This window comes from Staphylococcus sp. aM, from assembly GCF_052975125.1.
In genome coordinates this window covers 1,275,851-1,298,636 of record NZ_CP121447.1, presented here as the reverse complement: position 1 = coordinate 1,298,636, position 22,786 = coordinate 1,275,851, and the positions used below count along the sequence as shown (strand labels likewise).

The 22,786-nt window shown below is 32.2% G+C and carries 24 protein-coding genes; 3 read left to right on the top strand and 21 right to left on the bottom strand.

Annotated elements, in window-relative coordinates:
• Window positions 1–10 precede the first annotated feature (10 nt).
• The 18 genes from P7F85_RS06465 to P7F85_RS06380 all read right to left on the bottom strand — a co-directional run bounded on the left by P7F85_RS06465 (window position 11) and on the right by P7F85_RS06380 (window position 17,439).
• A complete protein-coding gene (locus P7F85_RS06465; RefSeq protein WP_002465763.1) occupies window positions 11–994 on the bottom strand; it encodes an alpha-ketoacid dehydrogenase subunit beta in 984 nt (327 codons plus the stop codon).
• On the bottom strand, window positions 987–1,988 hold the full coding sequence (locus P7F85_RS06460; RefSeq protein ID WP_270251487.1) for a thiamine pyrophosphate-dependent dehydrogenase E1 component subunit alpha: 1,002 nt from the start codon (window positions 1,986–1,988) through the stop codon (window positions 987–989). The genes P7F85_RS06465 and P7F85_RS06460 overlap by 8 nt, the downstream gene beginning before the upstream one ends.
• 15 nt (window positions 1,989–2,003) lie before the next feature.
• Window positions 2,004–3,431 (bottom strand): dihydrolipoyl dehydrogenase, encoded by a 1,428-nt coding sequence (gene lpdA / locus P7F85_RS06455; protein ID WP_117725878.1) that lies wholly within the window; start codon window positions 3,429–3,431, stop codon window positions 2,004–2,006.
• A 274-nt stretch (window positions 3,432–3,705) separates the two neighbouring features.
• Window positions 3,706–5,382, bottom strand: a complete 1,677-nt coding sequence (gene recN / locus P7F85_RS06450; protein ID WP_002465762.1) for a DNA repair protein RecN — start codon at window positions 5,380–5,382, stop codon at window positions 3,706–3,708.
• A gap of 15 nt (window positions 5,383–5,397) precedes the next feature.
• Window positions 5,398–5,850 (bottom strand): transcriptional regulator AhrC/ArgR, encoded by a 453-nt coding sequence (gene ahrC / locus P7F85_RS06445; protein WP_002451915.1) that lies wholly within the window; start codon window positions 5,848–5,850, stop codon window positions 5,398–5,400.
• Between the two features lie 301 nt (window positions 5,851–6,151).
• A complete protein-coding gene (locus P7F85_RS06440) occupies window positions 6,152–7,033 on the bottom strand; it encodes a polyprenyl synthetase family protein (RefSeq protein WP_015364978.1) in 882 nt (293 codons plus the stop codon).
• Window positions 7,011–7,241 (bottom strand): exodeoxyribonuclease VII small subunit, encoded by a 231-nt coding sequence (locus tag P7F85_RS06435; protein ID WP_002465761.1) that lies wholly within the window; start codon window positions 7,239–7,241, stop codon window positions 7,011–7,013. Before P7F85_RS06435 ends, P7F85_RS06440 begins: the two co-directional genes overlap by 23 nt.
• Window positions 7,234–8,571, bottom strand: coding sequence for an exodeoxyribonuclease VII large subunit (gene xseA, locus P7F85_RS06430; protein WP_002465766.1), 1,338 nt, complete (start codon window positions 8,569–8,571; stop codon window positions 7,234–7,236). Before xseA ends, P7F85_RS06435 begins: the two co-directional genes overlap by 8 nt.
• An 18-nt stretch (window positions 8,572–8,589) precedes the next feature.
• Window positions 8,590–8,976: a transcription antitermination factor NusB gene (gene nusB / locus P7F85_RS06425; RefSeq protein ID WP_002465725.1), complete on the bottom strand. Its 387-nt coding sequence runs from the start codon at window positions 8,974–8,976 to the stop codon at window positions 8,590–8,592.
• A gap of 99 nt (window positions 8,977–9,075) precedes the next feature.
• A complete protein-coding gene (locus P7F85_RS06420; RefSeq protein WP_002465721.1) occupies window positions 9,076–9,438 on the bottom strand; it encodes an Asp23/Gls24 family envelope stress response protein in 363 nt (120 codons plus the stop codon).
• A 12-nt stretch (window positions 9,439–9,450) separates the two neighbouring features.
• Entirely contained in the window at window positions 9,451–10,809 is a 1,359-nt protein-coding gene (gene accC, locus P7F85_RS06415; RefSeq protein ID WP_002465754.1) for an acetyl-CoA carboxylase biotin carboxylase subunit, read from the bottom strand.
• Complete coding sequence (accB, locus tag P7F85_RS06410; protein ID WP_002465760.1) at window positions 10,809–11,279, bottom strand: acetyl-CoA carboxylase biotin carboxyl carrier protein; 471 nt, start codon at window positions 11,277–11,279, stop codon at window positions 10,809–10,811. Before accB ends, accC begins: the two co-directional genes overlap by 1 nt.
• Window positions 11,280–11,508: 229 nt before the next feature.
• On the bottom strand, window positions 11,509–12,645 hold the full coding sequence (locus P7F85_RS06405; protein WP_002465803.1) for an acetylornithine transaminase: 1,137 nt from the start codon (window positions 12,643–12,645) through the stop codon (window positions 11,509–11,511).
• Window positions 12,642–13,385, bottom strand: a complete 744-nt coding sequence (gene argB / locus P7F85_RS06400) for an acetylglutamate kinase (protein WP_046464416.1) — start codon at window positions 13,383–13,385, stop codon at window positions 12,642–12,644. Before argB ends, P7F85_RS06405 begins: the two co-directional genes overlap by 4 nt.
• Window positions 13,386–13,395: 10 nt before the next feature.
• Window positions 13,396–14,589 carry a bifunctional glutamate N-acetyltransferase/amino-acid acetyltransferase ArgJ gene (gene argJ / locus P7F85_RS06395; protein ID WP_002465757.1) on the bottom strand — a complete coding sequence of 398 codons (1,194 nt, stop codon included), beginning with the start codon at window positions 14,587–14,589 and terminating at the stop codon, window positions 13,396–13,398.
• A 15-nt stretch (window positions 14,590–14,604) separates the two neighbouring features.
• Window positions 14,605–15,627, bottom strand: coding sequence for an N-acetyl-gamma-glutamyl-phosphate reductase (argC, locus tag P7F85_RS06390; RefSeq protein ID WP_002465791.1), 1,023 nt, complete (start codon window positions 15,625–15,627; stop codon window positions 14,605–14,607).
• Window positions 15,628–15,794: 167 nt separating this feature from the next.
• Entirely contained in the window at window positions 15,795–16,352 is a 558-nt protein-coding gene (gene efp, locus P7F85_RS06385) for an elongation factor P (RefSeq protein WP_002465773.1), read from the bottom strand.
• A 25-nt stretch (window positions 16,353–16,377) separates the two neighbouring features.
• Window positions 16,378–17,439 (bottom strand): M24 family metallopeptidase, encoded by a 1,062-nt coding sequence (locus P7F85_RS06380; protein ID WP_015364974.1) that lies wholly within the window; start codon window positions 17,437–17,439, stop codon window positions 16,378–16,380.
• 108 nt (window positions 17,440–17,547) lie between these two features.
• Between P7F85_RS06380 and P7F85_RS06375 the strand changes: the two genes are divergently transcribed.
• A complete protein-coding gene (locus tag P7F85_RS06375; protein ID WP_046464391.1) occupies window positions 17,548–18,126 on the top strand; it encodes a hypothetical protein in 579 nt (192 codons plus the stop codon).
• A 16-nt stretch (window positions 18,127–18,142) separates the two neighbouring features.
• Window positions 18,143–18,352, top strand: a complete 210-nt coding sequence (locus P7F85_RS06370; protein WP_002465740.1) for an SA1362 family protein — start codon at window positions 18,143–18,145, stop codon at window positions 18,350–18,352.
• Between the two features lie 79 nt (window positions 18,353–18,431).
• On the opposite strand, the gene P7F85_RS06365 is transcribed toward P7F85_RS06370, so the two are convergent.
• The gene (locus P7F85_RS06365; protein WP_046464392.1) at window positions 18,432–19,262 is read right to left on the bottom strand and encodes a lipoate--protein ligase family protein; all 831 of its coding nucleotides are present in this window, start codon (window positions 19,260–19,262) and stop codon (window positions 18,432–18,434) included.
• 163 nt (window positions 19,263–19,425) lie between these two features.
• Between P7F85_RS06365 and P7F85_RS06360 the strand changes: the two genes are divergently transcribed.
• Entirely contained in the window at window positions 19,426–19,812 is a 387-nt protein-coding gene (locus tag P7F85_RS06360; RefSeq protein WP_002465797.1) for a rhodanese-like domain-containing protein, read from the top strand.
• Between the two features lie 146 nt (window positions 19,813–19,958).
• On the opposite strand, the gene gcvPB is transcribed toward P7F85_RS06360, so the two are convergent.
• Together gcvPB and gcvPA are read right to left on the bottom strand one after the other, a co-directional pair.
• Window positions 19,959–21,431: an aminomethyl-transferring glycine dehydrogenase subunit GcvPB gene (gene gcvPB / locus P7F85_RS06355; RefSeq protein WP_002465783.1), complete on the bottom strand. Its 1,473-nt coding sequence runs from the start codon at window positions 21,429–21,431 to the stop codon at window positions 19,959–19,961.
• Window positions 21,421–22,770, bottom strand: a complete 1,350-nt coding sequence (gcvPA, locus tag P7F85_RS06350; RefSeq protein WP_015364973.1) for an aminomethyl-transferring glycine dehydrogenase subunit GcvPA — start codon at window positions 22,768–22,770, stop codon at window positions 21,421–21,423. The genes gcvPB and gcvPA overlap by 11 nt, the downstream gene beginning before the upstream one ends.
• Window positions 22,771–22,786: the final 16 nt, after the last annotated feature.

Here is a 22,786-nt window from a genome sequence, read left to right as displayed (position 1 = left end):
TAAAGCCTCCTTAAAATTCTGCGAGTTCACGCATTTTCGCCTGTATTTTCTCAGGATTCATCATTAATTCATTTTCTAAAACTGGTGAGAATGGCATTGAAGGTACATCGGCACCAGCTAATCGCATAATAGGTGCATCTAAGTCGAATAAGCAGTTTTCAGCGATAATAGCGGATACCTCTGACATAATGCTACCTTCTAAATTATCTTCAGTGACTAATAAGACTTTTCCTGTCTTTTTGGTACGGTCGATAATAGTATCTTTATCTAGTGGATAAACAGTTCTTAAGTCAACTACTTCAACGTTGATACCATCTTCTGCAAGAATATCAGCAACTTGTAAACAATAATTAACCATTAATCCATAACAAAATACTGTTATGTCATCGCCATGACGTTTTACATCAGCTTTACCTAAAGGGACTGTGTAGTAATCTTCTGGTACTTCTTCTTTTAAGAAGCGATATGCTTTTTTATGTTCAAAGTAAAGCACTGGGTCGTTAGATTCAATTGAAGATAACAGTAATCCTTTGGCGTCATATGGGGATGATGGTATAACAATTGTTAATCCCGGTGTTGAAGCAAAGATACTTTCAATACTTTGTGAATGATATAATCCACCATGCACGCCACCACCAAATGGTGCTCTGATTGTAATCGGGCATTGCCAATCATTATTGGAACGATAGCGCATTTTTGCTGCTTCGCTAATAATTTGATTTGTAGCTGGTAAAATAAAATCTGCGAATTGAATTTCGGCAATAGGACGTTTACCTAACATGGCTGCACCTATTGCAGTACCAACGATATTTGATTCAGCTAATGGTGTATCAATGACGCGTTCTTTGCCATATTTACTTTGTAATCCCAAAGTAGCACCAAATACGCCACCTTTTTTACCAACATCTTCACCAAGAATAAAAGTGTTTTGGTCTTTTTCCATAGCTAAGTCTTGTGCTTGGCGAATTGCATCTAAATAAGATAGCTTAGTCATGATTGATACTCCCTTCTTCTTCATAAACATAGGCATAAGCTTCTTCAACTGAAGGATATGGTGCTTCTTCTGCAGCTTTTGTCGCATGATTAATAATGTCTTTATGTTCTTGTTCTATTTCCGATAACCAAGCATCGTCAATGATTCCTAAATCTAATAAATGATTTTTAAAGCGGATATTACAATCGGCTTCTTTTAATCCGTCACGTTCTTCCTGTGTTCTATATTTATCATCATCGTCTGATGAATGTGCTGTCATTCGAGTTGTGATTGCTTCAATTAGAGTTGCACCCTCACCATTAAGTGCTCTGTCTCTCGATTCTTTCATAGCTTTATACATTGCAATTGGATCATTACCATCAACTTGTACACCTTCTATACCATAACCAATGGCACGATCTGATAAATTTTTTGCAGCATATTGCAAGGAATCAGGTACTGAAATTGCATATTTATTATTTATAATGACACATACAAAAGGTAATTGATGTACGCCAGCAAAGTTCAAGCCTTCATGAAAGTCTCCTTGGTTAGAACTACCTTCACCAACTGTTGCAGTAGCGATATTTGGCTTTTTGTCCATTTTTAGCGCTAATGCTGCACCTACAGAATGCGGAATTTGAGTAGCTACTGGAGAACTTTGAGATAAAATACCTTTTTCTCTATGACTATAGTGAGATGGCATTTGTTTACCACCTGAGTTAATATCGTCTCTCTTACCGAAAGAAGCTAACATTGTATCGAGTGGCGTCATACCCATGTATGTTACAAAAGCTAAATCTCTATAATATGGAGATGAAATATCGCCTTGTTCCATAGCATACGCCATACCAATTTGAGTTGCTTCTTGTCCTTGACCACTAACGACGAAAGGAATTTTTCCAGCTCTATTGAGTAACCAAAGTCTTTCATCTAATTTGCGTCCAAGGTCCATCCATTTATACATATTTTTTAGGTCTTCTTCTGTAAGGCCTGCTGACTTATAGTCAATCATGTTATTTCCTCCTATTTAAACGTGAATTGCTCGGTTTTCAATTTTTAGGCCAAGTTCCATCAATACTTCAGATAGAGATGGATGGGCATGAGTGGTTAAACCTAATTCTAATGATGAGCCATTCATAAATTGTAATAATGATACTTCATTGATTAATTCTGTTACATGTGGGCCAATCATATTTAATCCAATTATTTCATCTTGATCCTGATCAACTACCACTTCACAAAAGCCATTTTGTGGACCAGTAGATTCTATCATTGCTTTACCAATTGCTTTAAATGAAACTTTGTAATTTTTAGCATTAATATTAGCTTCTTTAGCCTGTTCTAAATTTTTCCCTATTGAAGCTATTTCAGGATAAGTGTAAATGCATTTTGGCATCAAATCATAGTTGATAGGTAAAGGTGAATCATCAAACATGTGTTCAACTGCAACGATACCTTCCTTTGACCCTACATGTGCTAATTGCAATTTACCAATACAATCACCTGCAGCATATATATGCTTATCTTCAGTTTGTTGATATTGATTTGTGATAATGTGACCTGATTGAGTCGTTTTCACTTTTGTATTTTGTAATCCGATATTAGAAGTATTTGGTTTACGTCCAACCGATAACAAGACTTTATCTACAGAGATTTGTTGATTATTCATATGAATTGTTGCGCTATTGTTATCTTTGTTAATCTCAACACTTTGTTCATCTAAGGCAACATTTTCAAAGAATTTTGCTCCGCGATTTTCTAATTCTCGTTTAATTGTTTTTGCAATTTGAGCACTTTCATTTGGTAAAATGCGTTCATTAGCTTCAATAATTGTCACATCGACACCTAAATCCGTAAGATACGATGCGAATTCTAAACCAATGACACCCCCACCAATAATTGCGATACTATCTGGCAAAATATCCATATTTAAAATATCATCACTCGATAATATTACTTGATGATCAAAGTTTAAAAATGGCAACGGTTGTGGTGAAGAACCAGTAGCTATAAGTACGAATTGATTTGGAATCATTTCATTTTCTCCATCTTCAAATTCTACTGATATCGTACCACTTTGTGGAGAAAATATAGATTCTCCTAAAATACGACCAGTGCCGTTAAACACATCAATGTGATTCTGTTTCATTAAATGCTGAACACCTTGATACATTTGATTTACGATTTCATCTTTCCTATCTAAAATACGTTCATAATTCAAATGATACTCAGGAACTTCAATACCAAATTGTTTCGCATTTTTTATAGTATGGACTACTTCTGCAGATTTTAGTAGTGATTTAGTAGGAATGCATCCTTTATGTAAACACGTACCTCCTAATAGCGATTTTTCAACAATAGCAACCGTTTTACCTAACTGTGAAGCACGTATTGCTGCTACATAACCTGCAGTGCCACCACCTAATACAACTAAATCATATTGCTTTTCAGACATTTGCTTACTCCTAACTATATGTATAGAGAACATTAATAAAACTAAGTTTATTAAAAATTCTCTGATAATAAATGGTTATCTTTCTTTGCATCTTCAAAATTAATCAATACTATAATATTCTACATCAGTTAAAACATTTTCGAAATTCTAAAAACTTCATTTTTTTGTATAAAAAGTGACTAATCAATACTACCGGAAAATATACAGACTAACAATTCATCAAAGATTAAGGTTACTTTTTAAATAGAAGTTTTACTTACTTAAATCTAAGACATTATTTTCTTTGATTTTGAGCAATCATTTCTTTTGCGTTTTCTCTCGTTAAATCTGTAACACTTGCGCCAGAAATCATACGAGCTACTTCATCAATCCGATCATCATTTTCAAGTTCTTTAACTTGAGTGGTTGTTCGATCTTCTGTAGTATGTTTCGAAATAAGTAAATGATGATCACTCATTGTAGCTACTTGAGGTAAGTGTGAAATACATATAACTTGAATATATTCAGCGATATCACGCATTTTCTCAGCCATTTTTTGAGCTGCTTGACCTGAAACACCAGAATCAACTTCATCGAATAAAATAGCTGTTTGTCCTCTTGATTTAACAAATATACTTTTTAATGCAAGCATAATTCTAGATAGTTCTCCGCCTGAAGCTATTTTATTTAAGCTTTTTAAAGGTTCACCTTTATTTGGACTAATTAAAAATTCCACAAATTCAATACCTTCAATATTTGGTTCATCGAGTGGTTTAAATGAAATTTCTAAATTGGCATCTTTCATTTGTAAATTTTGTATTTCTGATACAATGTGGTCTCTTAATTCTCTTGCAACTTTCCTTCTTTTAGCAGATAACGATTTACCTACTTTAATCACTTGTTTGTATAAATCGTTAATCTCTTCACGTAATTGAGATGTGCTTTGTTCATAGTTTTCAATTTTATTGATTTCATTTTCAAGTTTGCCTTGATATGCAATCAACTCAGAAACATCCTTACCATATTTGCGCTTTAAGTTATTAAGCAAGTTCATACGTGATTCAAGTTCATTAAGGACTTGTTCATCAAATTCAGTGTTAGTCATTTCATCATAAAGTTCATGCTTGGCATCTTCTAACGTATAGTAAAACTGATCGACTTCTTCTTTTAATTTCACATATTTATCTGGAACGATGTCATTAATTTCATTTAAGAAATTGCTTAGCTCATAGAGTCGATCAGTAATTGCATTTTCATCTGTTAAAGTCATATGTGCATTATTTAATGCTAAACTTAGTTTTTCTGAATTTTGAATTCTTTTAATATCTGTTTCTAGCTGATCGACTTCTCCCTCTTTTAAAGATGCTTCAGTCAATTCTTCTAATTGAAATTTCATCAAGTCTAATCTTTGTAGTAATGCTTGGTCAGCAGATTCTAGTTCTTCGAGTTCTTTGCGCTTAGATTTATATCGATTAAAGACATCATGATATTGTGATAAAAGATCACTATATTGATCGCCAGCGTAATCATCGAGTAATTGTAAATGATATTTTTGTTTAAGCAATGATTGCGTCTCATGTTGACCATGAATATCTAAAAGTTCCTGCATCACTTTTCTTAAATCTTGTAACGTAATTGTTTGATTATTAATTCGGCAGATACTTTTGCCAGAACTAAAAATTTCTCTTTTAACTAATAAAAAGTCTTCGTCGATATCTATATTTAAATCTTGTAACACATGTATCGCATCTTTGCTATTATCGATATCGAATATCCCTTCAATGATTGCTTTTTTCTCACCATGTCTAACATAATCTGATGACGCGCGCATACCAATAAGTTGTCCAATAGCATCTATAATAATTGATTTACCTGAACCTGTTTCACCACTTAAAACAGTTAAACCATCTGAAAATTGAATTTCTAATTCATCGATGATTGCAAATTGTTTTATTGATAAGGTTTGTAACATAAATTCATCGCATCCTTATAATAAATTGAAAATTCTAGTTTTGATTTCTTCACTCGCTTCATCATTACGACAAATAATAAGGCAAGTATCATCACCACAAATTGTACCTAACACTTCTTCCCAATCGATTTGGTCTAATATTGCGCCTATAGATTGTGCATTACCTGGTAATGTTTTTAATACTAGTAGATTACCGGTACCTTCTATATTTACAAATGAGTCCATTAAATATCTTCCGAGTTTTTCAAGAGGATGATATTTACGGTCATTAGGTAAACTATAAACATATTGGCCTGATGCAGCTGGTACTTTTATTAGTTGTAATTCTTTAATATCACGAGAGACTGTCGCCTGTGTCACATTTAATTCATATTCATTCAATCGTTTAACTAATTCATCTTGTGTTTCAATTTGTTCATTCGATATTATTTCTCTGATTTTTATATGTCTTACCGATTTTTTTGGCAAAATTAACACCTCTAGTTACGAATATTTATACAGTTATTTTAACATATGCATTTATTAACTACTACTCATCACCCTTTTAAACAAGGTAATAAAGCACGTTAAAAAACTGTTAATATAGTTTTTTAAGAATATTATTATACAAATAAATTAATCGTACTTTATATGCATTTTGATGATATTGATGAATAATTATTGTATAACAATTTTGAATTTAATTTTGAACATAAAACGAGGTTAACAAAAATTGAAAATAATTTCTGTTAACCTCTATTATGTGATTAAAATGGAAAAATAAATAAAATTAATGATCACGATGGTAGAATAAATCTACTATGTCTCTTAAATTTGTAGTTTCATATTGATCACTTATTTTATCTAAACATTTGAGTGCTTCATTACGATGATAATTTAATTTATCCTCTGCGCCGCCTTTATTCAATAATGAGACATAAGTACTTTTATCATTTTCTAAATCACTACCCACTTTTTTACCTAGCTTTTGTTCGTCGCCATATATATCTAATAAATCGTCTTTGATTTGAAACATTAATCCAAGATGGTCACTAAATTCATTTAACATTGCAGATGTATGTTCATCAGTGTCGGCAATGTCTACTGCACTCATAATTGCAAAAGTAAGTAGTGCACCTGTTTTTGTTCTATGAATAGATTCTAATGTTGAAATATCTATAGCTTTATCTTCACTTTGCATGTCTAGTGTCTGTCCACCAACCATACCAAGATGTCCACTAGCAAAAGCTAGTCTTTGTATGACTTTAACTTTTTTGGTGTCACTTAAAGCTGAATCGTAAGATACGAGTTCAAAAGCTTTAGTTAAAAGTGCATCGCCGGCTAAAATGGCTTTCCATTCACCATATACTTTGTGGTTAGTAAGCTTGCCTCTACGATAATCATCATTATCCATTGCTGGAAGATCATCATGAATAAGTGAATATGTATGAATCATTTCTAAGGCTAAAGCGCTTTGCATACCTTGACGATAATCTTCATTTAACATATCTAAAGTAAGTAACAATAATACAGGTCTAATTCTTTTTCCACCTGCATTAAGAGAATAAAGCATACTTTCTTCTAAATTCGTATTTAGAGTAGACTCTGGTATTGACTTCTTAAGAGCGTCATTTATTTCATTAATTAAATCATTCATTTGTAGTTTCTTCATTATCTTGTTCCTCTGCTTCTTCTTGCATTAATTTATTTACCTTTTTCTCGGCATCTTTTAATGTTGAATCGCATGCTGTAGATAATTTCATTCCTCGTTGATATAAATCTAGAGATTCTTCTAATGATACAGTTTCATTATCTAATTTTTGTACAATGCTCTCAAGTTCTTGCATCATTTCTTCAAAGCTTTGTTTTTCTTTACTCATCATTACACCTTACTTTCTTAACAATAGCATCAATTTGTCCATCTTTCATAGTTAAAACAATTTCATCATTTTCCGACATATCTTTGGTACTTGTAACTACGTCATCATCTTTGTTTACAATTGCGTATCCACGTAACATAGTATTTGTTGGGCTTAATTGATTCAGTTGTTCAATTTTTGATTTAAGTGCATTTTTATATTGTGATAAATCGTTATTTATCTTTTGAGTTAGTCGTGATTTAAGTTGACCATTTTGTTGTTGATTTCTAACAATAGACGTTTCGAGATGTTTTGGATTAAATCTTTGTTTCAAAATATTTAATTGATGTTGTTGTTGCTCTAACTTACTAGCCAACTTTTGATTTAATTGCTTCTCAAGATCATCTCTTCTTTGAATTTGTTGATCATATAAGAGAGATGGCTGTTTAAATTTGTAGTACGAGGCTAGATGTTCAAGATGCTTTTTATGTTGTTCCACATATTGTTTAATATGTCTAGTTAGAGTGAATTGATATTGCTTGATTTGTTGCAATAATTCGTACTGATCTGGCGTTGCCATAACTGCAGCTTGTGTTGGTGTAGCCGCTCTTACATCAGCCACAAAATCACTTAATGTAAAATCGGTTTCATGTCCAACTGCTGAGATAATTGGCGTTTGACATTCAAATATAGCTTTAACAACTTCTTCTTCATTAAAGTTCCATAAATCTTCAATTGATCCTCCACCACGTCCAACAATAATGGTATCTACATCTAATTGATCTGCATACTTAATCTTTTCTATAATGTCGTCTTTGGCTTGTTTCCCTTGTACTAATGTACTAATTTGTACTTGTTCCACAAGTGGATAGCGACTATTGATTGTTGAATGTATATCCCTGATAGCGGCACCTGTACTTGCAGTAAGGACAGCAATTCTTTTGGGAAAACGCGGTATAGGTTTTTTATTACTATTATCAAAATAACCTTCTTTTGAAAGTTTTTTCTTTAGTTCTTCCAATTTTTGATATAGATTACCAATACCATCAAGCTGCATCTTATTTACATATATTTGATAGTTGCCTCTACGTTCATAGACAGATACACGTGCCTCTAATAGTACTTCATCGCCCTCTTTAGGTTCGAAATTGAGTTTAGAAGCACTACCTTTAAACATCATTGCACTAATAACGCTTTCTTTATCTTTTACATTGAAATATAAATGCCCACTTGAATGTTTTTTAAAATTTGAAAGTTCTCCTTTTATAAGAACAGACTGTAAATGTGGGTCTTGATCAAATTTATACTTAATATATTTTGTTAATGTCGAAACTGTTAAGTAATCAGTCATATATATCACTCAATTTTATTAGTTTATGTTACTCAGTACGCCATTGATAAATTTATAATGATCATCATCACTAAATTGTTTTGCTAATTCAACGGCTTCGTTGATGACTACTTTAGCTGGTGTATCACTGTGTAATATTTCAAAAGTTGCCATGCGTAAGATAATACGATCTGTTTTTAGTAATCTTTCGAGTGACCAATCTTTAAGATATGGTTTGATTTTTTCATCTAATACGGGTTCATGATCTTTAACACCAGTCACTAACCAATTAATAAAATCAAAGTCTAAATCTGGGTAGTCATCTTTAATAAAGTTAATTGCTTCTTTGATAGTTAAATCAGTGTCTTTAATTTCTAATTGAAATAAAGTTTGAAAAGCTTGAACTCTTGATTCTTTACGACTCATAAATAACTCCTTCAAACGTATTTATAAAAGATTAGGTACTATTGAGATGTATTTTAAATTGATGACATCTCTATACTAGTACCTAACTTAATTTAATATTTATTTTTCTACTACAATTTGTGTAATATGAACGTTAATTTGTTTTGGTTCAATTGCTGCCATTGTAGAAATTTGATTGAAAATAGCAGACTGAATTTGATTAGCTGTTTTAGAGATATTGATACCGTGTTTAAAAGCGCAATAAACATCGATATAAATACCATCTTCTCGAGCTTCTATTTTTAAATCTCTATTTAAATTTTTACGACTAATTTTTTCTAAGTTAGTATTTTTTAATTCTGCAAAATGTCCTGTAATGCCATCTACTTCTGATGTAGCAATACTAGCAATAACAGATAAAACTTCTGGAGCAATTTCGATTTTGCCTAAATTTGTATGAGAATAATCCGCAACATTGACCATTGTTTTAACCTCCTATTGGTTGTCATCAGCCATAATATTATATTTTTCTAGGAATTTTGTATTAAATTCACCACTTCTAAAGATATCATTTGTTAATAATTTTAAATGGAATGGAATCGTAGTATCAATTCCTAAAACTAAATATTCACTTAACGCTCTGATACCTGTCATGATTGCTTCATCTCTTGTTGACTCATGTACGATAAGTTTAGCAACCATAGAATCATAATATGGCGGAATTGTATAATTAGTATAACATGCAGATTCAATTCTGACTCCGAATCCACCTGGTGCTAAATATTGTGTGATTTTACCAGGAGATGGCATGAAATCTTTGTAAGGATTTTCGGCGTTAATTCTAAATTCAATCGCATGACCATTAATTTTGATATCTTTTTGTTTAAATGGTAATGCTTCACCCATCGCCACTTTTAATTGCAGTTTAACTAAGTCCACACCTGTAACCATTTCAGTAACTGGGTGTTCAACTTGAATACGGGTATTCATTTCCATGAAGTAGAATTTATCATCATTTAAATCATATATAAATTCTATCGTTCCAGCATTTTCATAGTTAACGGCTTTAGCAGCTCTTATAGCAGCGTTACCCATTTCTTGACGTGTTTCTTCTGACAAGATTGGTGAAGGTGCTTCTTCTACTAATTTTTGCATACGTCTTTGAATTGTACAGTCACGTTCACCTAAATGAATTACATTACCATAACTGTCACCTATGATTTGAATTTCAATATGACGGAAATTTTCAATGAATTTTTCTAAATATAACCCGCCATTACCAAATGCAGTTTCCGCTTCTTGTTGTGTCATTCGATAGCCTGTTTCTAGTTCTTTCTCATCACGAGCTACACGTATACCTTTTCCACCACCACCAGCTGTGGCTTTAATTATGACAGGATAACCAATTTTCTTTGCAACTTTTTTCGCATCGTCAATATTATGAACTAAACCTTCACTACCTGGAACAACAGGAACATTGGCTTTGATCATTTCAGCTTTAGCGACATCTTTTATACCCATTTTTTGAATAGATTCATGGCTTGGCCCGATAAACTTTAATTGACAAGCTTCACATAATTCAGCAAAATCACCATTTTCAGCTAAGAAACCGTAACCTGGATGAACACCATCACATCCTGTTGATGTAGCAATTGATAAGATATTAGGAATATTTAAATATGAATCCTTAGACAGAGTTGGACCAACGCAATATGCTTCATCAGCAATTTGAGTATGTAAAGCGTCTTTGTCTCCTTCTGAATAAATAGCAACTGTTTGAATACCTAGCTCGTGGCAAGCTCTGATGATTCTAACTGCGATTTCGCCACGATTTGCAATAAGTACTTTTTTCATTATTTCACCTTAAATAACGGTTGGCCATACTCTACCATTTGTCCGTCTTCTACTAATATTTCAACAATTTCACCTGAGATTTCTGCTTGAATTTCATTAAATAGTTTCATTGCTTCTAAAATACAAACAGTTGTGTCATTAGAGACTTTATCTCCAACTTGTACGTAAGCACCTTCTTCTGGTGATGGTGATTTATAAAATGTACCAACCATTGGTGCATTAATAGTTTCGTAATTATCTGCCACAACTTCTTGTGATTGTGTATCTTCACTCACTTGTGGTGCAGATTGAGCAACTTGAGGTTGAGCTACAGAGGGTGCTGGTTGTTGTGCTACTTGAGGTGTGATAATTTCAGTTTCTTTTTCTTTTTTTAAGTTAACTACGCTACCTTTATTATCTTCAATGTTAATTTCTGTTAAGTTTGATTGATCAAGAATCTCTATTAATTCTTTTATTTCTTTAAAGTTCATAATTATTACTGACTCCTTCAGTTTGTTTTCATCTACCCGTCTATTTTACTTGAGACAACCTTTCAATTCAAGCATGATAAGATATCCTATATTATGAAATAAAATGGTTAGCTTAAAATCACAGTATCGAGAGATAATCCAAATCAAAGGACGATAGTTAAGATAACTCATTAAAAGTATAAAAATGTGAGGATATAATAGCTAATCATATCCTCACATTAAACTTTATTTATGATTCATTAAAGATGTCTTTTAACACACATACTGCTTGATTAATTTCTTGAGAACTAATGGTTAGTGGTGGCAATAATCGTATAACGTTTTGACCTGCAGTTAAAATGATTAAACCATGCTGACGTGCTTTGTTTACAAGTTGAGACAAGTCTAAATCTGTTTCAATACCTATCATTAATCCTTTGCCACGTATGTCAATGATACGAGGGTTGTCAAATAAAGCTTTGTTTAATTTAGTAAATAATTCTTCTGATTTTTTTGAAACGTCATTTAAAAATTGTGCATCATTAATGGTTTCTAAGGTGGCTTTGGCAGCTGTCATTGCAAGTTTATTCCCACCAAATGTAGACCCATGACTACCATAATCAAAAACATATGATAAACTTCGCTTTCCTAACATAGCGCCTACGGGTACGCCATTAGCAAGTCCTTTAGCAGAAGTAATAATATCAGGTTCTATATCGTAATGTTCAAAAGCAAAACATTTACCCGTTCGTCCAATACCAGTTTGTACCTCATCTACGATTAATAAGATATCATGTTCATTACATAGTTGACTTAATTGTTTAATAAAGGTTGATTTAGCAACGTGTATACCAGATTCACCTTGAATAAGTTCTAACATGATAGCTGCTGTATCTTTAGTGATTAGTGATTTCACACTATTGATGTCATTAAATTTTGCATAACTAAAGTGAGGAACTACATCTCCAAAGCCTGCTTTTATTTTTCCTTGTCCTGTAGCAGACATTGCACCATATGTTCTGCCATGAAATGATTGGTCAAAACATATAATAGATTGTTTGCCCGTATATCTACGTGCTAATTTAATAGCAGCCTCATTTGCTTCAGCACCGCTATTACAGAAAAATACACAATAGTCATATTGACGTACTAATAATTGAGCCACATCTTCTTGTAGCGTATTTAAATATAAATTAGGTGTATGCCAAATACTGGCAACTTGTATCTGTAATTGCTCTTTAACGTATGGGTGAAATCCTAAATTTGTTACACCTATACCTGAAGAAAAATCGAGATATTTATTACCGTTTGTATCAATTAACTCATTTCCTTCTGCTCTTACGAATTCGACATTTGTTCTTTTGTAATTTTGAAATAAATAACTCATTTGTTGTTCCCTTCTATGATGGTTCCTGTTAATAAATTATTTCCAATTATGACTTCATTAACTCCTGCCTTAATTGTTGCTACTGCACTTTCAACTTTAGGTATCATGCCACCAGTAATGATACGGTTGTCTATTTTAGATTGCACATCGCTAATATTTAACCTTTTTATCAAAGTTCCATGTTCTATCACACCTTGAACGTCAGTCATTAATATTAATTTTTGTGCTTTCATTGCGATGGCAATTGCTGTTGCTAAATGATCGGCATTGATATTAATTAAATCATCATCTTGATGTGAACCGATAGAACTTATAACAGGAATCATATTTTGATTTAAATATTTCTGAATTGCACTTACATTTACTTGTATATTTTTACCTACTGAACCGTATTGATGATAATCCAAATAATCAGCTTGAATGATTAAAAATTGTTCTTCTCTTAACTGCTTAACATTTAAGTTTACAGCTTTTAAATTACTAGCTAACCCTTTACCAATATAATTAAACAGGGCATCCTTAATAATTGGTAAATCTTCCTTAGCAGTTACTCTTAATCCATCTTTTTTGATTGTGGGGTGTTTAGCTTTTATCAATAATGATTCTATAACATTACCTCCACCGTGGACGATGATTATTTGATAGTTTTGTTGAATCCAATGCTTTATTTGTATAAGAGTATCTTCGGTTAAATGTTTTATAGCTATGCCACCCATTTTAATTACTATAATTTGTTTCATTTTGTTACCTCTATGTTGTATATAATGCATTAATTTTTACGTAATCATAAGTTAAATCACAACCCCATGCAGTACCTGAGGTATTACCTTGATGCATATTAATGTTGATATGAATATCTTTATTTTTTAATTTATTTTGCATCGTATCAATGTTATAAGTGATAGGTGTTGAACCTTTCATAACAGGGATACCTTCTATTAAAATATCAACGTTATTGATGTCAAAGTTGGATTGTGTATAACCTATTGCTGCGAATATGCGTCCCCAATTAGGATCTTCTCCATAAATAGCAGTCTTTACTAAATTGGAACCCACAACTGTCTTGGCTATCATTCTTGCGGTTATTTCATCTGGCATTTCGTCTACAGTCACTTCAATTAATTTTGTAGCGCCTTCACCGTCTTTGGCAATTTGTATCGCAAGTGAACGCATGACATGTTCTAACATATTGCAAAATGTTGTGAATTCTTCAGTGTTCGGTAAAATTTCTTTATTTTTAGCTAAGCCATTTGATAAAACTAACACTAAATCATTAGTAGATGTATCGCCATCGATAGTAATTTGATTAAACGTTTTATCTATATTTGTTTTTAATGCAACTTGCAATGTTTCAGTAGAAATATTAGCATCACATGTTATAAAAGCTAGCATTGTAGCCATATTTGGGTGAATCATGCCAGAACCTTTAGCAACACCTGCCATGGTCACAGTCGTTTGGTCAAATGTTTCATTTACGACACATGTTTTAGTTGTTAAATCAGTAGTTAAAATTGCTTTTGCAAAATGATTAGCATTACCATCTATGTTAAGTTGTTGTATACCTTTTTTAACTTTAACCATTGGTAAACGTTGACCAATAATTCCGGTAGAAGCAACACAAATTAAATCCTGATTGATACTTAATGATTCTGATGTTTGCTGTTGCATTGAAATGGCATCTTCCATACCCTTTTCTCCTGTACATGCATTGGCTATCCCTGAGTTGGCAATGATAGCTTGAATTTTTCCTTTAGTTTGTATTGTTCTTTTATTTAAAATTAAAGGTGCTGCTTTGACTTTGTTTGTTGTTTGAACATAAGCGACACTTGATGGACATTCGGACACAATCCAACCTAAATCCAATTTTCTTTTTTTGATACCAGTATGAATTCCATCTGCAGAAAAACCTTTTGGACTCGCAATATTCCCTAAAATTTCTTTCATTTTTTAAACTCCTTACTACACTAATGGAGGTACACTGCATAGTCCTTCAGTTTCATCAAAACCATACATAAGGTTGATGTTTTGTAGTGCTTGTCCAGAAGCGCCCTTGATTAAATTATCTAGTACTACCATAACTGTTAAAACATTTGTTTTATCATTGTATCTAAATCCTAAATTTACATAATTAGTTCCGACAACTTCATTTAATTGTGGCATGGTTCTTAGAATGCGTATAAATGGCTTATCTTTATAAATTGATTCATATGTTGCTGTAATCTGATTAGTGAATGTCGGATTGTTTAATTTACAGTAAATGGTTGCAACGATACCTCTATTAACAGGTATTAAAGAAGTGGAAAACTGAATATTCTGTAAATTATGATCGTAATGTTTTAACATCTGTATTATTTCAGGTATATGCTGATGTTCGTTTAATTTATAAGTTAAATAATTGTTATTTATATTAACAAAGTGACTAGCTGTTGTAGGATTTTTACCAGCACCTGACAAACCACTTTTAGCATCAATGATAATTGAGTCTAACTGTATCAATTTGTTTTGTAACAAAGGAATGAGTGCCAGTTCAACTGCAGTTGCATAACACCCAGGATTTGATATAAAGCGATGGTTCTTAGATGTATTAAACTCTGGCAAACAATATGTGAATTGCTTTTGAATATGATAATCAACTGGTTCTTTTTTATACCATAATTTATATTCATCTGGTGGTAATCTATGATCGCCTGAAATATCAACTACTGGAAAATCTGAAATGACAAATTCTGGAGATAATTGACTAGCAATACCACTAGGAGTTGCGAATACAACTAGATCGCTATGTTTCATAATTTCATTTGCATCAAATGGTTGTACAGTTAAATCGCATATCCCCTTTAAATGTGGATATAGATCTGAAATAGGATTACCAATTGATTGAGTAGCATGTATTGATGATACCTCAATATGAGGATGATGATGTATAAGACGCAATAGTTCTAGCCCTGAATATCCAGTGATTCCTACAATACTTATACGCATACTTAAACCTCTTTTCGTATTTTTATACAATTTTATAGTATAAAATATAAAAAAGCAAGTGCACAATTTAATAATTGGCAAGATGCACGCCCAATTGTTCGCATAAAAAAACACATAACCTACAACATTGTAAGTTATGTGCTTAATGTTAAAACTGCCTTTCTAGATTAACCTCTAGAAATGTAGCTTCCGTCACCAGTGTTGATAACAAGAATGTCACCTTCGTTAACAAATAAAGGTACATTTAATGTATATCCTGTCTCAACAGTAGCTGATTTAGTAGCACCTGTGGCAGTATCACCTTTAATACCTGGTTCAGTTTCAGTTACTTGTAATTCTACTGTTTTCGGTAATTCTAATCCAATTACTTCACCATCATATGATTGAATTTGAACTTCCATATTGGCTTTTAAGTAATTTAATTCGTCTTTTAAGTAGTCACCTGGTAATTCTGTTTGGTCAAATGTTTCATTATCCATGAAAACATGATTATCTCCATCAGCATATAAGTATTGCATACGACGATTTTCAATCATAGCTTGTTCTACTTTTTCACCAGCTCTAAATGTTTTTTCTTGTATAGCACCTGTTCTTAGATTACGTAATTTTGAACGTACGAAAGCAGATCCTTTACCTGGTTTTACATGTTGGAAATCAATTACTTTCCAAATGCCATTATCTACAGAAATTGTTAAACCTGTTTTAAAATCATTTACTGAAATCATTCAGTTTCCTCCTCAATATACACGCTTATTTTAAAATAATAAGGTCTTTTGTGCATTTAGTAAAGACTTCACAACCATTTTCTGTCATCAATATATCATCTTCAATTCGAACGCCACCTAAACCATCAACATATATACCTGGTTCGATAGTGACGCAGTTATTAACTTGAAGTTGACCGGATGCATTTTTAGATAGTAATGGTCCTTCGTGTATGTCTAAACCAATACCATGACCTAATGAATGGCCAAATTCCTCACCATATCCATGTGCTTCAATGAAATCTCGGGATAAAGCATCAGCTTCTTTTACAGTCATACCCGGTTTAATTTCATCGAGCGCTTTTTGTTGTGCTTTTAATACTATATCATAAATCTCTTTCATTTTAGGATCTGGTTCACCTATCGCAAAAGTTCTTGTGATATCTGAACAATAACCTTTATAGTATGCACCAAAATCTAATGTAACCATATCACCTTGCTCAATAATTTTATCACTTGCAACACCGTGTGGTAAAGCGCCTCGATGGCCAGATGCTACAATTGTATCAAAAGATGGACCATCCGCACCTAAATGTAACATTTTACTTTCAAGTTCAGCTTTTACTTCACGTTCTGTCATACCTGCTTTAGCAATTGTTAAAATATAATCGTATGTTTCATCAACAATTTGAGCAGCTTTTTTGATTATTTCGATTTCTGATTGTGATTTTACCTCTCTGATTTTTTCAATAGCATCAGAAATGCTGATTAAAGTTATCATACCTTTATTTAATTCTATATAAGTATCATAACTAACTTCATGACCTTCAAATCCTACGTTACTTAAGTTCTCTTTTTTTAATATTGCTTTTATTTCAGAAATTAAATCAGATTTTCTATTTATGATTTCAAATTCTGAAGCTTGATTTTTTGCTTGTTCAATATATCTAAAGTCTGTAACCAAATATTGATGGTTTGGTGAAATAATTAATGCACCACTTGTGCCTGTGAACTCAGATAAATATCTTCTGTTAAAATCTGAAAGAATCACAACTGCATCTAGCTTTTTTTGTTCTAAAAGTTCATGTACTTGTCCTAATTTGTTCATAGAATCCCCTCCAAATCTTGTATAACGTTTGTACATTTTATATGAATACATTAAAATGATAGCATAATCAATAAATAATATAATAGTTTTTAGTTTAGGGAGATAATCATGAAGAGATATATAATCGTGATTGGCGCATCTTGTTTATTAGCTGGTTGTGGTAGTCAAAATCTTGCACCACTCGAAGATAAAACTACAAAATTAAGAGATGACAATCATCAATTAAAATTAGATATTCAACAATTAAATCAAGACATTAGTAATCAAAAGTCGACGATTGCAGGATTACAAAAAGATAAAGAGAATGGCAAACAAACAGCAGATAATAAGAAAAAAGAGAAAAATTTAAAGGCGAGTTCTACGTATTATGACAATGTAGCAAGTGCGGTTGATAAGTATAATAACATTAAACCTGATGTAACTAAAAATAAAGGTAGTCAATCAATCCGAAAGAAATTATCGACGATATCTTCGGATTTAGAAGATGCGTATAATACGTATAATTCTGATATCGATGAAGATTCTATGACTAGTGAAGATAAACAAACTAAAAAAAATATTAGCAGTTTAAATAAAGATATTACTTCTGCCTTTGATAAAATTGAAACAGGATATCAAGAAAAAGATAAAAAGAAAATAGAAAAAGGTCAACAAAAATTATCGACTATACAAACAGATGCAAATTAGAATTAGGTGAATTTCAATGAAAAATATTTGGTTTTATATTGTACTAGCTATTGCAGCATTTGGTTTAATTATGAATTTAGATGTGTTTCTATTTTCAATCGTTAGAATGTTAATTAGCTTTGCAATTTTAGTTTTAGTGATATATCTTATATATTATTTCTTCTTCTTAACAGAAGAACAGCGTAAGTATAAAAGAGCGCAACGTAAGTATCGTAAACGTAAATAATAAACAAATTATAATAAAGCAGTAGTCATCATTATCAAATAGATTTGATTGACTACTGCTTTTTGTATTGATTCATTTTTTATTTTCTATAGGTCCAATCGTCTGAACGGAATTTTTCTTCCAATGCTCTTACTTCTTCTAATTGTGCATCAGTTAATGTTAGTGGTTTAAACGTAATCTGTAATCCCTTTTTGAAGCCATCTTCAAATGCTTTTTCCATTTCATTTAAAGTAATATGTTGTTCTGATATGTCGTTGATGGCCACTGCTTTGTCTACAAAAGCTTCTTTCATTTTTGCTTTTAAACGATCATGTTTGAAAATGAACAAATCAAATAGTTCATCGATATCTATATCTTGTAATATAGATCCATGTTGTAGAATGACACCTTTTTGACGTGTCTGAGCACTACCAGCTATTTTGCGGCCTTCTACTACAAGCTCATACCAACTTGGTGCATCAAAGCATACAGAGCTACGAGGTTGCTTTAATTTCTCTCTTTCTTCTTTAGAACGAGGAACAGCAAAATAAGTATCGAAGCCTAGGTTTTTGAATCCTTCTAATAATCCTTGTGAAATTACTCTATAAGCTTCTGTTATCGTTGATGGCATTTTAGGATGTGATTCAGGTACTATAACACTATAAGTTAACTCTTTGTCATGCAATACGCCTCTACCACCAGTTTGGCGTCTTACAAGTCCATAGCCCTTTTCTTTCACTTTTTCGATATCAATTTCTTTAGTTAATCGTTGGAAATAGCCGATTGATAATGTGGCTGGGTCCCAAGTATAGAAACGAATGACAGGATCAATTTCACCTCTAGATACGAAATTAAGTAATGCTTCATCCATTGCCATATTATAATATGGATCGTGACTACCAGTATTAATAAAGTTCCATCTTTCTGTCATGATTAAAATCCCCCATTAAATGAATGCTTAGTAACAAAATTTGCTATTTTGCTTATTAATTTTGAATAAATTATTAAAACATCTGTGATATCATAAAAATATTTTGATAATTTGTTCTAACAGTCTTATAATTATAATATCGGTAAATTAGGGAGGATGCAACATGAGTATCTCTTTGTATATTGCAATTATTATATTAGTTATAATAATTGGTTATATGGTCGTTCAACAAATTCTTAATAAGCGAGCTGTTAAAGAATTAGACCAAAATGATTTTCATAAAGGCTTACGTAAAGCACAAGTGGTTGATGTGAGAGAAAAAGTTGACTATGATTATGGTCACATCAATGGCGCTCGAAATATTCCCATTACTATGTTTAAACAAAGATTTCAAGGTCTAAGAAAAGACCAACCTATTTATCTTTGTGATGCAAATGGTATTGCTAGTTATCGTGCTGCTCGTATGTTAAGAAAAAACGGCTATACAGATCTTTATATGCTTAAAGGCGGCTATAAAAAATGGACTGGCAAAATCAAGTCCAAAAAATAGTTAGGCTCGGCCTAGAATAATATTTATGAATTATGAGTGAAACGTTTGAGGCAAATTAATGCCTTATACTTTTCACTCATTTTTTTATTCAAAAAACCATCCCTCTACAATTAACTAGGTAAAGGAATGGTTTTTGAAGTAATATATTATTTTTCAGCGTGCAAGTTTTCAAATTTAAGAATAGGTTTTCTTGCTGCAGTCGTTTCATCTAATCTATCGATAATTGTAGTATGAGGTGCTTCAAGTACTTTATCTGGGTCTTCTTTCGCCTCATTAGCAATTTGAATTAACGTATCAGCAAAATGATCTAACGTTTCTTTAGATTCTGTTTCAGTAGGTTCAATCATCATTCCTTCCTCAACATTTAATGGGAAGTAAATTGTAGGTGGATGTACACCAAAGTCCAATAATCGTTTGGCCATATCTAAAGTTCTAACACCATATTGTTTTTGTTTAATTCCACTTAATACAAATTCATGTTTACAGTATTGTTTATATGGAATTTCAAAATGATCAGTTAATCTTGCTTTAAGATAATTAGCATTTAATACTGCCGCTTCAGAAACTTCTTTTAATCCTTGAGCACCCATTGTTCTAATATAAGTATAGGCTCTTAAATAGATTCCAAAGTTACCGTAAAATGGTTTTACTCGTCCAATTGAGTTTTTAATATCATTATCATATTTGAAATAGTCATTTTCTTTTATAACCATTGGCTTAGGTAAGTAACTAGCTAATTCCTTCACGACACCGACTGGTCCTGAACCAGGGCCGCCACCTCCATGAGGGCCTGTAAATGTTTTATGGAGATTTAAATGTACAGCATCGAATCCCATATCACCAGGACGTACTTTATCCATGATGGCATTTAGGTTAGCACCATCATAGTATAATAATCCTCCTGCTTCATGGACAATTTCTCTGATTTCCATAATATTCTTTTCAAAAATACCTAAAGTATTTGGATTTGTTAACATAATAGCTGCAGTGTTTTCATTAACAACACGTTTTAGGTCATCAATATCTACTTCGCCGCGTTCATTTGATTTAACCGTTACTGATTTAAAACCTGCAAATGATGCTGAAGCAGGGTTTGTTCCGTGAGCTGAGTCAGGTACAATAACTTCATCACGATGTCCTTCTCCATTATTTTGATGATACGCTTTAAAAATCATTAGTGCAGTCCATTCACCATGTGCACCAGCAGCTGGTTGAAGCGTCACTTCATCCATACCTGTTATTTCTTTAAGTTCTTCTTGTAAATTATAAATAATTTCAAGAGAACCTTGAATTTGATTTTCATCTTGTAATGGATGTGCTTCACTAAATCCAGGAATTCTAGCTACTTTTTCATTTACTTTAGGATTGTATTTCATAGTACAAGATCCTAAAGGATAGAATCCTGAGTCTACACCAAAGTTTTTATTAGATAATTCTGTATAGTGACGTACTAAATCTAATTCTGCTACTTCAGGAAATTCTGCTTTTTCTTTTCTAATAAATTTATCATCTAAAATAGATTCAAATGATTTATTGTTAATATCGCTTTGCGGTAAAGAATAGGCATATCTTCCTTCTTTAGATCTTTCAAAAATAAGTGGGCTTGATTTACTTACCATTAATTTCACCAGCTTTCTTAACAAATGTATCAATCTCATCTTTTGTTCTTAACTCAGTAACAGCTATTAACATATGATTTTCAAACTCATTAGAAACAACACTTAGGTCGAAGCCTCCAATAATCTCTTCTTCTGCTAATGCCTTATTAACTTCAGTGATTGATTTATTAAATTCAACAACGAATTCATTAAATGAAGTACCTTCTAATACATTGAACCCAGCTTCTTTAAATGCTTGCTTAGCATAATTTGCATGTTCAAAGTTCTGCACAGCAATATCATAAACACCTTGTTTACCTAATGCAGACATTGCGATTGACGAAGCTAATGCATTTAATGCTTGGTTAGAACAAATATTTGATGTCGCTTTATCACGACGGATATGTTGTTCACGAGCTTGTAAAGTGAGAACGAAACCTCTATTTCCTTCGTCATCTTGTGTTTGACCCACGAGTCTACCTGGTACTTTACGCATTAATTTTTTTGTAGTTGCAAAATAACCACAATGTGGTCCACCAAATTGTGCAGGGATACCAAATGGTTGTGTGTCACCAACAACAATATCAGCACCGAATGAACCTGGTGGTGTTAATAAACCTAATGCTAATGGATTTGCATACACGATAAATAATGCTTTTTTACCTTCAATAAAGCTTTGAATTTTTTCAAGATCTTCTATTGAACCAAAGAAGTTAGGATATTGAACGGCAACTGCTGCAGTATTATCATCTACAGCTTGTTCTAATTTTTCTAAATCAGTAATCGTACCATCTAAATCAATTTCTACAACTTCGAATTCTTCACGAGTTTTAGCGTATGTGTTTAAAACTTGTAAAGCTTGGTAATGTAGTCCTTTTGAAACGACAATTTTATTTTTCTTAGTATGGCTGTATGCTAAAATACATGCTTCTGCAAAACTAGTCATACCATCATACATTGATGAATTTGCTACATCCATATTAGTTAATTCACAAATTAATGTTTGGAATTCAAAAATTGCTTGCAATTCTCCTTGAGAAATCTCAGGTTGATATGGTGTATAAGCAGTATAGAATTCAGATCTAGAAATCATTGCATCTACAACTGATGGTGCATAATGATCATAAACACCTGCGCCAAGGAAAGAAGTATGTGTTTCTTTAGTAATATTTTTACTTGCAACTTTGTTTAGTCGTTTAAGTAAAGTAGTTTCTGCTTCTCCACTGGCGATACCTAAATCTCTATTTAATAAAATGTCAGAAGGCACATCTCCAAATAATTCATTAATAGATTTCGCACCAATAGTGTCTAACATGTCTTGCTTATCTTGATCAGTTAATGGAATATAACGATGACTCAACTTGTCCACCCCTTTG

Excerpts from the sequence above, each read along its gene's own strand:
- P7F85_RS06465 (WP_002465763.1), bottom strand. The coding sequence starts at position 994 with ATGACTAAGCTATCTTATTTAGATGCAATTCGCCAAGCACAAGACTTA.
- P7F85_RS06460 (WP_270251487.1), bottom strand. The coding sequence starts at position 1,988 with ATGATTGACTATAAGTCAGCAGGCCTTACAGAAGAAGACCTAAAAAAT.
- lpdA (WP_117725878.1), bottom strand. The coding sequence starts at position 3,431 with ATGTCTGAAAAGCAATATGATTTAGTTGTATTAGGTGGTGGCACTGCA.
- recN (WP_002465762.1), bottom strand. The coding sequence starts at position 5,382 with ATGTTACAAACCTTATCAATAAAACAATTTGCAATCATCGATGAATTA.
- P7F85_RS06440 (WP_015364978.1), bottom strand. The coding sequence starts at position 7,033 with ATGAAGAAACTACAAATGAATGATTTAATTAATGAAATAAATGACGCT.
- P7F85_RS06435 (WP_002465761.1), bottom strand. The coding sequence starts at position 7,241 with ATGAGTAAAGAAAAACAAAGCTTTGAAGAAATGATGCAAGAACTTGAG.
- xseA (WP_002465766.1), bottom strand. The coding sequence starts at position 8,571 with ATGACTGATTACTTAACAGTTTCGACATTAACAAAATATATTAAGTAT.
- nusB (WP_002465725.1), bottom strand. The coding sequence starts at position 8,976 with ATGAGTCGTAAAGAATCAAGAGTTCAAGCTTTTCAAACTTTATTTCAA.
- P7F85_RS06420 (WP_002465721.1), bottom strand. The coding sequence starts at position 9,438 with ATGGTCAATGTTGCGGATTATTCTCATACAAATTTAGGCAAAATCGAA.
- accC (WP_002465754.1), bottom strand. The coding sequence starts at position 10,809 with ATGAAAAAAGTACTTATTGCAAATCGTGGCGAAATCGCAGTTAGAATC.
- accB (WP_002465760.1), bottom strand. The coding sequence starts at position 11,279 with ATGAACTTTAAAGAAATAAAAGAATTAATAGAGATTCTTGATCAATCA.
- P7F85_RS06405 (WP_002465803.1), bottom strand. The coding sequence starts at position 12,645 with ATGAGTTATTTATTTCAAAATTACAAAAGAACAAATGTCGAATTCGTA.
- argB (WP_046464416.1), bottom strand. The coding sequence starts at position 13,385 with ATGAAACAAATTATAGTAATTAAAATGGGTGGCATAGCTATAAAACAT.
- argJ (WP_002465757.1), bottom strand. The coding sequence starts at position 14,589 with ATGAAAGAAATTTTAGGGAATATTGCGAGTCCAAAAGGTTTTTCTGCA.
- argC (WP_002465791.1), bottom strand. The coding sequence starts at position 15,627 with ATGCGTATAAGTATTGTAGGAATCACTGGATATTCAGGGCTAGAACTA.
- efp (WP_002465773.1), bottom strand. The coding sequence starts at position 16,352 with ATGATTTCAGTAAATGATTTTAAAACAGGTTTAACAATTTCTGTAGAT.
- P7F85_RS06380 (WP_015364974.1), bottom strand. The coding sequence starts at position 17,439 with ATGAACAAATTAGGACAAGTACATGAACTTTTAGAACAAAAAAAGCTA.
- P7F85_RS06375 (WP_046464391.1), top strand. The coding sequence starts at position 17,548 with ATGAAGAGATATATAATCGTGATTGGCGCATCTTGTTTATTAGCTGGT.
- P7F85_RS06370 (WP_002465740.1), top strand. The coding sequence starts at position 18,143 with ATGAAAAATATTTGGTTTTATATTGTACTAGCTATTGCAGCATTTGGT.
- P7F85_RS06365 (WP_046464392.1), bottom strand. The coding sequence starts at position 19,262 with ATGACAGAAAGATGGAACTTTATTAATACTGGTAGTCACGATCCATAT.
- P7F85_RS06360 (WP_002465797.1), top strand. The coding sequence starts at position 19,426 with ATGAGTATCTCTTTGTATATTGCAATTATTATATTAGTTATAATAATT.
- gcvPB (WP_002465783.1), bottom strand. The coding sequence starts at position 21,431 with ATGGTAAGTAAATCAAGCCCACTTATTTTTGAAAGATCTAAAGAAGGA.